Origin of the sequence: Rothia halotolerans (assembly GCF_004136635.1) — a bacterium.
Classification (GTDB): Bacteria; Actinomycetota; Actinomycetes; order Actinomycetales; family Micrococcaceae; genus Rothia; species Rothia halotolerans.
Genome location: NZ_NOIU01000003.1, coordinates 300,855 through 313,411 on the forward strand (window position 1 = coordinate 300,855; position 12,557 = coordinate 313,411).

The window sequence follows — 12,557 nt, forward strand, 5'->3', positions numbered from 1 at the left end:
GACCATGCCGGAATCGAGCTCCCTGGCCCGCTACGTGGTGGCCCAGGACAAGGCGGGCACCCTGATGGAGGCGCTGCCGTGGATCCAGCAGTACGCCGGGCGCATCATGGTGTTCAAGTACGGCGGCAACGCCATGATCAACGACGAGCTGCGCGCGGCCTTCGCCGAGGACATGGTCTTCCTCCGCTCGGTGGGCATCCGCCCCGTCGTCGTGCACGGCGGCGGCCCGCAGATCTCCGCGATGCTGGAGCGGCTGGGCATCTTCTCCGAGTTCCGCGGCGGGCTGCGCTACACCACCCGCGAGGCGATGGACGTGGTCCGGATGGTGCTCACCGGGCAGGTGGCCCGTGAGCTGGTGGGGCTGATCAACCAGCACGGGCCGCACGCCGTCGGGATGTCCGGGGAGGACGGCGGGCTGCTGCGGGCCCGGCGCATCACCACGGTCGTCGACGGTGAGGAGACGGACCTCGGCCTGGTGGGCGAGGTCGTGGGGGTCAACACCACGGCCATCACCTCGGTGATCGACGCCGGCAAGATCCCCGTGATCTCCTCGATCGCCCCCGAGCTCCTGGATCACGAGACCGCCCGGGCCGAGGGCAAGCCCGCCGACACCCTGACCGGCGAGGTGCTCAACGTCAACGCGGACACCGCCGCGGCCGCGGTGGCAGCCGCCATCGGCGCGGAGAAGCTGGTGATGCTGACCGACGTCGAGGGCCTCTACGCCGAGTGGCCGGACCCGTCCTCGCTCATCAGCTCCCTGACCACGGCGGAGCTGCGGGGCCTGCTGCCGGGCCTGTCCTCGGGCATGATCCCCAAGATGGGGGCCTGCCTCGCGGCGGTCGAGAACGGCGTGCCCACCGCCGCGATCGTGGACGGCCGCCTCGCGCACTCGCCGCTGCTGGAGATCTTCACCGACTCCGGCATCGGCACCCAGGTCACCGGGCAGGCGCAGCCCGCTCGCCCGATCGCCGACTTCGTCCTGATGGACCCGCTGAAGAACACCGAGGAGGACTCGTGAACCACCAGACCGACATCCTGGAGAGCTACCGCAGGGACTTGCTCGGGGTCTTCGGGGACCCCTCGCTGGTCCTGGTCCAGGGCAGCGGATGCCGCGTCACCGACGCGGACGGCACCGAGTACCTGGACCTGCTGGCCGGCATCGCGGTCAACTCCCTCGGCTACTCGCACCCCGCCTGGGTCGAGGCGATCGCCGAGCAGGCCGGCCGGCTCAGCCACGTCTCCAACTTCTTCACCAGTCCGCAGCAGGTCGAGCTGGCCGCCGCGCTGCTGGAGATCGCCGAGGCGCCCGAGGGCGCCAAGGCCTTCTTCACCAACTCCGGGACCGAGGCCAACGAGGCCGCGCTCAAGCTGGTCCGGGCCCACGGCAACGCCGCCGAGCCCGCCAAGCGGCGCATCCTGGCGCTGACGCACGCCTTCCACGGCCGCACCGCCGGCGCGCTCGCGGCCACCTGGAAGGAGGCCTACCGGGCGCCCTTCGAGCCGCTGCCGGGGGGCGTGGAGTTCATCGACCCCACCGTCGAGGCCCTGGAGGCCGCGATGGGCGACGACGTCGCCGGCGTGATCCTGGAGCCCGTCCAGGGCGAGGCCGGCGTCATCCCGCTGAGCGAGGAGTTCCTGCGCGCCGCCCGGACGAGCACCCGCGAGCACGGCGCGCTGCTGGTGGTCGACGAGGTCCAGTCCGGCATGGGCCGGACCGGCCGCTGGCTGGAGTCCCTGCGCAGCCTGCGCGGGGATCAGGCGCCCGACGTCGTGACCCTCGCCAAGGGCCTGGGCGGCGGGTTCCCGATCGGCGCCATGCTGACGCTGACCCCGGCCGCGACCGGCGTGCTGGGCGCCGGCAACCATGGCACGACCTTCGGCGGGAACCCCCTGGCCATGGCCGCGGGCCTGGCCACCATCCGCACCATCGGCGAGGAGGGGCTGTTGGCCCACGCCGAGGAGCTGGGCGAGCACCTGCGCGCGGCGCTCGCCGAGGTCGAGGGGGTGGGGGAGGTCCGCGGGCGCGGCCTGCTCATCGCCTTCGACCTGGTCGACGGCGCCTCCTCCGGCCTGGCCCCGGCCCTGGTCGCGGCGGCCCGCGAGGGCGGCTTCATCGTCAACGCCACCGGCCCCGGGACCGTCCGCCTGGCCCCGCCGCTCATCCTGGGCCGGGAGGAGGCCGACGAGTTCGTCGAGGCCCTCCCCGGCCTGCTGGCCGCGGCCCGCCGGCGCGCGGCGGCCTGAGGCGCCCGGCCCGCGCCTTCGCCCGCCCACGCATCCACACACACACCGATCCGAGGAGACCGTCCATCATGGTCCGACACTTCCTGGTCGACACCGACCTCAGCCCCGACGAGCAGCGGGAGGTCCTGGAGCTCGCCCGCGCCATGAAGCGCGAGCCCTACGCGCACCGGCCCTTCGAGGGCCCCCAGACGGTCGCGGTGATCTTCGACAAGACCTCCACCCGCACCCGGTTCTCCTTCGCCGCCGGCATCGCCGCGCTCGGCGGCTCGCCGCTGGTGGTCAACCCGGGCGAGGCGCAGCTGGGCCACAAGGAGTCGATCTCCGACACCGCGAAGGCGATCTCGCGGATGGTCTCCGCGATCGTGTGGCGAACCTACGCCCAGAGCGGGCTCGAGGAGATGGCCGAGCACAGCCGCGTCCCGGTCATCAACGCCCTCTCGGACGACTACCACCCCTGCCAGATCCTCGCCGACCTGCTCACCGTCCTCGAGCGGAAGGGCCGCCTCGCCGGCCTGACGATGGCCTACCTGGGCGACGCGGCGAACAACATGGCGCACTCCTACCTGCTGGGCGGGGCCACCGCCGGGATGCACGTGCGCGTCGCGGGCCCGGAGGGGCACCTGCCCCGGCCCGACGTCGTGGAGGCGGCGCGGGCGCGCGCGGCGCAGACCGGCGGCTCGGTCGAGGTGGCGACCGACCCGGCGGCGGCGCTGGCCGGGGCCGACGTCGTCGTCACCGACACCTGGGTCTCGATGGGCCAGGAGGACGAGAAGCAGGAGCGCCTGGAGACCTTCCGGGACTACCGGGTCGACGCCGCCGCGATGGCGCGCGCCGCCGAGGAGGCGATCTTCCTGCACTGCCTGCCGGCCTACCGCGGCTACGAGGTGACGGCCGAGGTGATCGACGGCCCGGCCTCGGCGGTGTGGGACGAGGCCGAGAACCGGCTGCACGCCCAGAAGGCGCTGATGACCTGGCTGGCCTCGGCGGACGGGACGCCGTGATGGCCTTCCCCTCGACCAAGGCCGCCCGGCAGGGGCGCATCGTCGAGCTGCTCGAGGAGCACCGGATCCGCTCCCAGTCGGAGCTGGCCGAGCACCTGGCGGCCGACGGCATCCAGGTCACCCAGGCGACGCTGTCCCGGGACCTGGTGGAGATCGGCGCGGAGCGGATGCGCGGGCCCGACGGCGTGCTGGTCTACGCCGTGCGCGGCACCGAGCTCTCCCGCGGCCAGGAGGCCACGGACAAGCTGGCCGGGCTGTTCCGGGACCTGCTGGTGACCGCGGAGGCCAGCGGCAACATCGTGATGCTGCGGACCCCGGCCGGGGCGGCGCAGTTCCTGGCCTCGGCGCTGGACCACACCAGCATCCCGGAGGCGATCGGCACCATCGCCGGGGACGACACGGTCATGGTCGTCTCCCGGGACCCGCACGGGGGAGAGGCGCTGGCCCGGAAGTTCCTGGACTGGTCGGCCTGAGGCCCTGCGCCGGAGCCGGGGGCGCGGCCTCAGGCCCTCGCCAGAGCCGGGAACGGCCCGGTCCTCCGCCGGATCCGGCGGCCGGCTTGCGTCCCGCCTAGCGGATCCCGTGCTCGGCCAGCAGCTCGGACATGTCCTCCAGGCCGAAGAAGGCGGCGACGGCCGCGGGGGTCTGCGAGCCGAGCGAGGCGTCGGCGCCGGCGTCGATGAGCATCCGCGTGATCAGGGCGTTGTTGCGGAAGACCGCGCTGACCAGCGCCGTCTGGCCCCGGTCGTTGAGCCGGTCGAGGTCGGCGCCGCGCTGGACGAGGGCGTGGACGACGTCGGGCTGCTCGCGGTAGGCCGCCAGGATCAGCAGGGTGTCGCCCTTGGCGTTGGTGAGGTTCACGGGCAGGCCCTGGTCCAGCAGGGCCTCCAGCTCCTCGGCGCGGCCCTCCCGGGCGAGGTCGAAGACGGCGTTGAGCGCCTCGATCTCGCGGTCGTCGAGCTCGGGGGCCGCGCCGGGCGCGGTCTCGGGGTTCGGTTCCTGCGTCATGGGGAGAGTTCCTTCCGTAATTGTTAGTCACTCATAATAACGCATGGCGGAGCTCCGCGCGGGTACGGCCGCACCGATGGGACGGCACCGCGTCGCCTCGCAGTACAGTGGGAGGCGGTGCGGGCTGTGACGGCGCTCTCGCGGGAGCCTCGGCCTCGATGTGAATAAATAATATCTTGTATGTATACTCATACATGATCGTGTTGTGTGCCGCCGGGACCGGTCGGCACGGAGGAGAAAGGCTTCGTCCATGACGGAACGTATTGTGCTCGCGTACTCGGGAGGGCTCGACACCTCCGTGGCCATCGGCTGGATCGGGGAGGCCACCGGCGCCGAGGTCATCGCCGTCGCCGTCGACGTCGGGCAGGGCGGCGAGGACCTGGAGACCATCCGCCAGCGCGCCCTGGACTGCGGCGCCGTCGAGGCCTACGTGGCCGACGCCCGCGACGAGTTCGCCAACGAGTACTGCATGCCCGCGCTGCAGGCCAACGGGCTGTACATGGACTCCTACCCGCTGGTCTCCGCGGTCTCCCGCCCGGTCATCGTGAAGCACCTGGTCCAGGCCGCGAAGCAGTTCGGCGCCACCACCGTGGCCCACGGCTGCACCGGCAAGGGCAACGACCAGGTCCGCTTCGAGGTCGGCATCCAGACCCTGGGCCCGGACCTGAAGTGCATCGCCCCGGTCCGGGACCTCGCGCTGACCCGCGAGAAGGCCATCGGCTACGCCGAGCAGAACAGCCTCCCGATCGTCACCACCAAGAAGAACCCCTTCTCGATCGACCAGAACGTGTGGGGCCGCGCCGTGGAGACCGGGTACCTCGAGGACATCTGGAACGGTCCCACCAAGGACGTCTACGACTACACCGACGACCCGAGCTTCCCGCCGCCGGCCGACGAGGTCGTCATCTCCTTCGAGCGCGGCGTCCCGGTCGCGATCGACGGCGAGGCGGTCACCCCCCTCGAGGCCATCCAGATCATGAACCGCCGCGCCGGCGCCCAGGGGATCGGCCGCATCGACATCGTCGAGGACCGGCTGGTGGGCATCAAGTCCCGCGAGATCTACGAGGCGCCCGGCGCGATGGCGCTCATCGCCGCCCACCGCGAGCTGGAGAACGTCACGATCGAGCGCGAGCAGGCCCGGTTCAAGAGGACCGTGGGCCAGCGCTGGACCGAGTTGGTCTACGACGGCCAGTGGTTCTCCCCGCTCAAGCGCTCGCTGGACGCCTTCATCGCCGACACCCAGCAGATGGTCAACGGCGAGATCCGGATGGAGCTGCAGGGCGGGCGCGCGACCGTGACCGGCCGCCGCTCCAAGACCTCGCTCTACGACTTCAACCTCGCGACCTACGACGAGGGCGACAGCTTCGACCAGTCCCAGGCCCGGGGCTTCATCGAGCTGTTCGGCATGTCCTCCAAGGTCGCCTCGGCCCGGGACCAGCGGCTCCAGGGCTGATCCGAGGCCGGAAGGCCGCGGGGTCCGGCTCTCCCCGACCGAGTGGTCGGGGAGAGCCGGGCCCCGGACGGCCATCCAGCCGGTGAACCGGTGAGCCGGCGACCATCCGTCCCGGCACCCGGCACCCGGCACCCGGCACCGCCGGACCGACGCCGGCCCATCCCCGCACCGCCCCGCGGCACCCAGCCCGCCCCCGACCCAGCGACGAAAGGCACCACACGTGGCGACCTCACACGACAAGCACGGCACCAACGAGGGAGCGCTCTGGGGAGGCCGCTTCTCCGGCGGCCCGTCCGACGCGCTCGCCGCCCTCAGCAAGTCCACGCAGTTCGACTGGCGACTGGCGCCCTACGACATCGCCGGATCCCGGGCCCACGCCCGCGTGCTGCACGCCCGCCGGCTGCTGGACGACGCCGAGCTCGAGGGCATGATCGCCGCCCTGGACCGCCTGGAGGCCGACGTCCGCTCGGGCGCCTACGCCCCCGCGGCCTCGGACGAGGACGTGCACGGCGCCCTGGAGCGCGGCCTCATCGAACGCGCCGGCCCGGACCTCGGCGGGAAGCTGCGCGCGGGCCGCTCGCGCAACGACCAGATCGCGACGCTGGGCCGCATGTACCTGCGCGACCACGCCTCCTACATCGCCCAGGACGTCCTCGCAGTGATCGACGCCCTCATCGCGCAGTCGCAGCGGCACCCCTACGCCCCGATGCCCGGGCGCACCCACCTGCAGCACGCCCAGCCGGTGCTGCTCTCGCACCACCTGCTCGCCCACGCCTGGGCTCTGTACCGGGACCTGGACCGCCTGGCCGACTGGGACCGCCGCGCCGCCGTCTCGCCCTACGGCTCCGGCGCGCTCGCCGGCTCCTCGCTCGGGCTGGACCCGGCCGCCGTGGCACGGGAGCTCGGCTTCGACTCCGCGATCCACAACTCCATCGACGGCACCGCCGGGCGCGACGTCTACGCCGAGTTCTCCTGGATCACCGCCATGATCGCCGTGGACCTCTCGCGGATCTCGGAGGAGATCATCCTCTGGGCCACCAAGGAGTTCTCCTTCGCCAAGCTGCACGACTCTTTCTCCACCGGCTCCTCGATCATGCCGCAGAAGAAGAACCCGGACATTGCGGAGCTGGCCCGCGGCAAGGCCGGCCGGCTCATCGGCGACCACGCGGGGCTGCTCGCGACGCTGAAGGCCCTCCCGCTGGCCTACAACCGGGACCTCCAGGAGGACAAGGAGCCGCTCTTCGACGCGATCGACCAGCTCGAGGTGCTCCTGCCCGCCGTCGCCGGCATGGTCGAGACACTGGAGTTCAACACCGAGCGCCTCGCCGAGCTCGCGCCCCAGGGCTTCGCGCTGGCCACCGACGTCGCCGAGTGGCTGGTCCGCCAGGGCGTGCCCTTCCGGGTGGCCCACGAGCTGGCGGGCGAGGCCGTGCGCGTGTGCGAGGAGCGCGGCTGTGAGCTGTGGGACCTGAGCGACGAGGACTTCGCCGCGATCTCCGAGCACCTCACCCCGGGCGTGCGGGAGGTGCTGACGGTCGAGGGCTCGCTGAACTCGCGCTCCTCGCAGGGCGGCACCGCGCCCGAGGCCGTCGCGGCCCAGCTGGAGGCGCTGACGACGGCGCTCGAGCAGCCGCGCCGCTTCGCCGAGCGCCCCCGCGTGATCGACTGACGCCTCACCCGCCCGCCCTGCACGGGCCCGGTCCTCCTCGCGGGGGACCGGGCCCTTTTCATCCGTGCGCGAAGCGGGAGCCCGGCACTGTTCGGGGGCCCCGCGGTGGCGTACCCTATTGTGTGCACTTTGCGTCCAGGGGACCCCTGCGCAGCCGAGAGCGGAAGCGAGCCATGCACGAATCCTCCACCCCCACCGCGGACCGCGCGGTAGCCCGCACCATCGAGCGGGTCTGCGCGATCATCCCCGACTATCCCGAGCCGGGCATCGTCTTCCGCGACCTCACCCCCCTCTTCGCCCACGGCGCCGCCTTCCGGGAGACGATCGACGCCCTGCTGGCGGAGTTCGAGGGGCAGTACGACGTGATCGCCGGCGTCGAGGCCCGCGGCTTCCTGCTGGCCTCGGCGGCGGCCTACGCGGCCGGCGTCGGCGTCATGCCGGTGCGCAAGCAGGGCAAGCTGCCGCGCGAGACCTACGCCGAGACGTACCAGCTGGAGTACGGCACCGCGACGCTGGAGATCCACCGCGACGACGTCCCCGCCGGCAGCCGCGTCCTGATCCTGGACGACGTGCTCGCCACGGGCGGCACCCTGGCGGCGGCGACCCGGCTCATGGAGCGCGCCGGGCTGAGCACGGCGGGGATCGGCGTGGTGATGGAGCTCGACGGCCTCGGCGGGCGCGAGGCCCTGGGCGGACAGCGGGTCAGCGCGCTGTACACCGCCTAGGCCCCGCCCCGCCGCCGGCCCCGCACCGCGCCGGCGGCACCGGCGGCCCCCTCCGCCCGGCCCCGGCGGCACCGCCGATCCCCGCCGCGAGGCCCGACCGCACCGCCCGCCCCGTCCGCCGGACCCGGCCGCACCGCCCGCCTGACCCGCCGAGCCCGGCGGCATCTCCCGCGGGGGCGCGATCCGCCCTCCACACCTTCGCACCCGATGAGGAACGCACACCCATGTCTGACATCGCCGACACCACCCCCAGCACAGTCTTCGAGGACGACGAGCAGCGGACCGAGCAGGAGCTCCGCGAGCGGCAGCTCGAGGAGGCCATGGCCCACGAGGGCGCCTACGTGGACCGCCTCTACGAGCGTCTCGAGGCGGTCCGCGAGGAGACCCGCGGGAAGCTCGCCCAGGTGCGCCGCGACGCGCCGGGCGGGAGCCACCAGAACCGCTCCGAGCGGGACGCCTACGCGACCCACTACGAGGACCGGCTCGCCCAGCTCGACGCCGTGGACCACCGCCTGGTCTTCGGCCGCCTGGACCTCGACGACGGCTCGACCCGGTACATCGGCCGCATCGGCCTGACCGACGAGGACTACGAGCGGCTCATGGTGGACTGGCGCGCCCCCGAGGCCGGCACCTTCTACCAGGCGACGGCCTTCGACCGGCAGGGCGTGCAGCGGCGTCGCCACCTGATCCTCGAGCGCCGGGCGCTGCGCAACATCGAGGACGACGTGCTGGACCCCGAGTTCCTCGACGGCGAGGAGGTGCTGCACGGCGAGGGCGCGCTGCTGGCCGCGCTGAACCGCAAGCGCACCGGCCGGATGGGCGACATCGTCGCCACGATCCAGGCCGAGCAGGACCGGATCATCCGCTCCGAGCTGCCCGGCGTCCACGTGGTGCAGGGCGGGCCCGGCACCGGCAAGACCGCCGTCGCGCTGCACCGCGCGGCCTACCTGCTGTACACCAACCGGGAGCGGCTGGAGAAGTCGGGCGTGCTGGTGGTCGGGCCGTCCTCCTCGTTCATGTGGTACATCGAGCGGGTGCTGCCCTCGCTGGGGGAGACCGGCGTCGTCATGTCCTCCCTGGCGACCCTGTACCCGGGGATCCGCGCCGTGCCGGAGCGCGACGTCGAGGTCGCCCGGCTCAAGGGCTCCCTGCGGATGGCGGAGGTCGTGAGGAAGGCCGTGGCCGACCGGCAGAAGGTCCCCGAGCAGACCCAGCGCCTGCGCGTGGACTCCTCGACCGTGGAGCTGACGCCGAAGCAGGTCAGGCACGCCCGCGAGCGGGCCCGCGCGACCGGCAAGCCGCACAACCAGGCCCGCGAGACCTTCGTGAAGACGCTGGTCAATCAGCTCGCCGACCAGCTGGAGAAGCAGCTCAACGAGTCGAGCGGCAACGACGCCGAGCGCCCCTACCTGGCCGAGGACGTGCGGCAGTCCCGCGACGTGCGGGTGGCCCTGAACCTCGCCTGGATGCCGCTGCGCGCCGAGACCCTGATCCGGGACCTGCTCAGCAAGCGCCGGTACCTGGACTCGGCCGCCCCGTGGCTCGACGACGCCCAGGCGGAGGCCCTGCTGCGCTCGCCGGAGGCACCGTTCACGGAGGCCGACGTGCCGTTGCTCGACGAGGCGGCCGAGCTGCTCGGCGACTTCGAGTCGGCCGTGGGCCAGGCCGCCGCCCGGGCCGCGGCGGAGCACGCCGCGAACCTGGAGAACGCGAGCAAGACGCTGGAGAACGTCGACGCCGCCCTCGAGGAGTTCGGGGTCAACGGCGTCGTGACCGCGGAGATGCTGGCGGGGATGAACCGGACCGGGGCAGCCCGGATGACCGCCGCCGAGGCCGCGGTCTCCGACCGGACCTGGGCCTACGGGCACGTGGTGATCGACGAGGCGCAGGAGCTCTCGCCGATGCAGTGGCGCCTGCTGATGCGACGCTGCCCGATGAAGTCCTTCACGATCGTCGGCGACATCGCGCAGGCCTCCGCCGCGGCGGCCTCGAGCAGCTGGGACGAGGCGCTGGAGCCCTTCGTGGGGGACCGCTTCGAGCTCGACGAGCTCACGGTCAACTACCGGACCCCGGCCCAGATCTCGGACGCGGCCGTCGCGATGGCCCGTGCCGCGGGGCTTGAGGTCTCCGCGCCGAGGGCCGTGCGCGAGGGGGAATGGGCGCCGCGGGTGATCCGCACGGACGACGTCGCGGCCGAGGTGGCCCGGCGGGTCGCGGACGACCTCTCGCTCGTGGCCGGCGGGCTGGTCGGCGTGATCGCGGCCGAGCCCGAGTACGCCGAGGTCGCCCGGGCGGTGACCGAGGCCCACCGGGACGTGGTGGGCAGCAGCGAGACCGCCCTGGAGCGCCAGGTTCTGGTCCTGACCCCGTGGGAGGCCAAGGGGCTGGAGTTCGACACGGTGGTCATCGCCGAGCCCGCCTCGGTGATCCGGGCGGGCCACGGCGTCGTGGGCGACCTCTACGTCAGCATGACCCGCCCGACGCAGCGGCTGAGCATGGTGTGCTCCGGGGAGGTCCCGGCCGGACTGGAGCCCTGGACCGCCGACGCCGGGGCCTGAGCGGGACCGCCGGAGCCGAGGAGACGAGGGGAGGAGCACGGGATGGTCAGTGGTAGCCTGAACCCCGTGACGGAGAATCAGGTGATCGAAGCGGTCCACGGGCTCGAGGAGCAGTCCAACGACCCGAGCTTCGCGAATGTGTGGCAGGAACTTCAGTGGCGCGGGCTGGTCCACGTCTCGACCGACGTCGAGGCGCTGGAGAGGGCCCTGAGCGAGGAGAGGATCACCTATTACTGCGGGTTCGATCCCACGGCGGCCTCCCTGCACCTCGGCCACCTGGTCCAGTTGCTGCTGATGCGCCGCCTCCAGCTGGCCGGCCACAGCCCCCTCGGGCTGGTGGGCGGCTCGACAGGCCTGATCGGGGACCCCCGGCAGACCTCGGAGCGCACGCTGAACCCGCGCGAGGTCGTGGAGGAGTGGGTGGACGCCCTGCGGGGGCAGGTCCAGCGCTTCCTCTCCTTCGAGGGGGACAACGCCGCGCGGATGGTCAACAACCTCGACTGGACGGGCGGGCTCTCCGCGATCGACTTCCTGCGGGAGGTCGGCAAGAACTTCCGCGTGGGGACGATGGTCAAGAAGGAGATCGTCGCCAAGCGGCTCCACTCGGAGGAGGGGATCTCCTACACCGAGTTCAGCTACCAGATCCTGCAGGGCCTGGACTACCTGGAGCTGTACCGCCAGTACGGGTGCGTGCTGCAGACCGGCGGATCGGACCAGTGGGGCAACCTGACCTCGGGGACGGAGCTGGTGCGCAAGGTCGAGGGCGAGCATGTGCACGCGATCGGCACCCCGCTGATCACCAACGCGGACGGGACCAAGTTCGGTAAGTCCGAGGGCAACGCCGTGTGGCTGGATCCGGAGCTGACCTCGCCGTACGCGTTCTACCAGTTCTGGCTCAACACCGCCGACGCCGACGTCGTCGACCGGCTCAAGGTGTTCACCTTCAAGAGCCGTGCGGAGATCGAGGAGCTGGAGCGCCGGACCGCCGAGGAGCCCTTCCGGAGGGAGGCCCAGCGGCAGCTCGCCTACGAGGTCTGCTCCCTGGTGCACGGGGTCGAGGCCACCGAGAAGGTCATCGAGGCCTCGAAGGCGCTGTTCGGCCGAGGCGACTTCGCGGTGCTCGACGAATCGACGCTGGTCTCCGCGACCGCCGAGCTGCCGCACGCCGAGGTGAGCGGGGAGGACCTCTCCCTCGTCGAGCTGCTGGTGGCGACGGGGCTGTGCGACTCCAAGTCGGCCGCCCGCCGAACCCTCAAGGAGGGCGGCGCTTCGATCAACAACCGCAAGGTACAGGGCGAGGACGCCGAGGCCGGCGCGGATGACCTTCTGCACGGCAAGTACATGATCCTGCGCCGCGGGAAGAAGAGCATGGCCATGGTGACGGTCGGCGCCTGAACGACGTCGAGGCACTGCGAAGGGCCCGGGATTCCAGCTGGAATCCCGGGCCCTTCGCCGTCCCGGAGGGCCTCTCCGGGCGGTGTGACCCGTTTCACCCTGTGTGGAGTTGCGGGGTGGGCTGGTGGTCAGTAATGTATAGCGAGTTGCCAGGGCGACCGGCCGGAAGGCCGGGGCCCACGGGTAACGAGGATTTTCCTTCTGTTCTTCTCAGGGTTCGTTCCGGGGCGGTTTGCTTCGGGGGAGCTGGTGGGTTAGGATGAGAGATTGTGACTTCGAAGGGCCCGGTCGGGTTCGGTGGGGTCACGGCGGGTGAACGGGGCGGAAACGTCAAGTTGACACGCCGGGTCGACGTGGGTAACGTTGATCCAGCAGCCACGGGAGCTGCGGTGGTGAGTTTGATTCGCTGTCGTTGGTTCCTGGTATAGGTTTGTTGTTTGAGAACTCAATAGTGTGCTTTGTTCATCTGAATGCTTCATACCAAATTTTATTTTATTGGTGAAT

Annotated in this window: 10 protein-coding genes; 9 read left to right on the top strand and 1 reads right to left on the bottom strand. The window is 71.9% G+C overall.

The window, feature by feature from the left end; genetic code table 11:
- Positions 1–4 precede the first annotated feature (4 nt).
- From argB to EWV39_RS11175, 4 genes are all read left to right on the top strand, one after another.
- A complete protein-coding gene (gene argB, locus EWV39_RS11160; RefSeq protein WP_420329964.1) occupies positions 5–1,018 on the top strand; it encodes an acetylglutamate kinase in 1,014 nt (337 codons plus the stop codon).
- On the top strand, positions 1,015–2,244 hold the full coding sequence (locus EWV39_RS11165) for an acetylornithine transaminase (RefSeq protein WP_129660031.1): 1,230 nt from the start codon (positions 1,015–1,017) through the stop codon (positions 2,242–2,244). Before argB ends, EWV39_RS11165 begins: the two co-directional genes overlap by 4 nt.
- Positions 2,245–2,312: 68 nt before the next feature.
- The gene (gene argF / locus EWV39_RS11170; protein ID WP_129660034.1) at positions 2,313–3,245 is read left to right on the top strand and encodes an ornithine carbamoyltransferase; all 933 of its coding nucleotides are present in this window, start codon (positions 2,313–2,315) and stop codon (positions 3,243–3,245) included.
- Positions 3,245–3,718, top strand: a complete 474-nt coding sequence (locus EWV39_RS11175) for an arginine repressor (RefSeq protein WP_129660038.1) — start codon at positions 3,245–3,247, stop codon at positions 3,716–3,718. The genes argF and EWV39_RS11175 overlap by 1 nt, the downstream gene beginning before the upstream one ends.
- Positions 3,719–3,815: 97 nt before the next feature.
- Here the strand turns inward: EWV39_RS11175 and EWV39_RS11180 are convergent, their stop codons facing one another.
- Entirely contained in the window at positions 3,816–4,253 is a 438-nt protein-coding gene (locus EWV39_RS11180) for an ankyrin repeat domain-containing protein (protein ID WP_129660041.1), read from the bottom strand.
- Positions 4,254–4,503: 250 nt separating this feature from the next.
- Here EWV39_RS11180 and EWV39_RS11185 point away from each other — a divergent pair, with 250 nt between their 5' ends.
- The 5 genes from EWV39_RS11185 (at position 4,504) to tyrS (ending at position 12,053) form a co-directional block, all read left to right on the top strand.
- Complete coding sequence (locus tag EWV39_RS11185) at positions 4,504–5,706, top strand: argininosuccinate synthase (RefSeq protein WP_129660044.1); 1,203 nt, start codon at positions 4,504–4,506, stop codon at positions 5,704–5,706.
- Positions 5,707–5,926: 220 nt separating this feature from the next.
- Positions 5,927–7,375 carry an argininosuccinate lyase gene (argH, locus tag EWV39_RS11190; RefSeq protein WP_129660047.1) on the top strand — a complete coding sequence of 483 codons (1,449 nt, stop codon included), beginning with the start codon at positions 5,927–5,929 and terminating at the stop codon, positions 7,373–7,375.
- A 173-nt stretch (positions 7,376–7,548) separates the two neighbouring features.
- Entirely contained in the window at positions 7,549–8,100 is a 552-nt protein-coding gene (locus EWV39_RS11195; RefSeq protein ID WP_129660050.1) for an adenine phosphoribosyltransferase, read from the top strand.
- 224 nt (positions 8,101–8,324) lie between these two features.
- Positions 8,325–10,658 (top strand): HelD family protein, encoded by a 2,334-nt coding sequence (locus EWV39_RS11200; protein WP_129660053.1) that lies wholly within the window; start codon positions 8,325–8,327, stop codon positions 10,656–10,658.
- A 42-nt stretch (positions 10,659–10,700) separates the two neighbouring features.
- The gene (gene tyrS, locus EWV39_RS11205) at positions 10,701–12,053 is read left to right on the top strand and encodes a tyrosine--tRNA ligase (RefSeq protein WP_129660056.1); all 1,353 of its coding nucleotides are present in this window, start codon (positions 10,701–10,703) and stop codon (positions 12,051–12,053) included.
- Positions 12,054–12,557 lie beyond the last annotated feature (504 nt).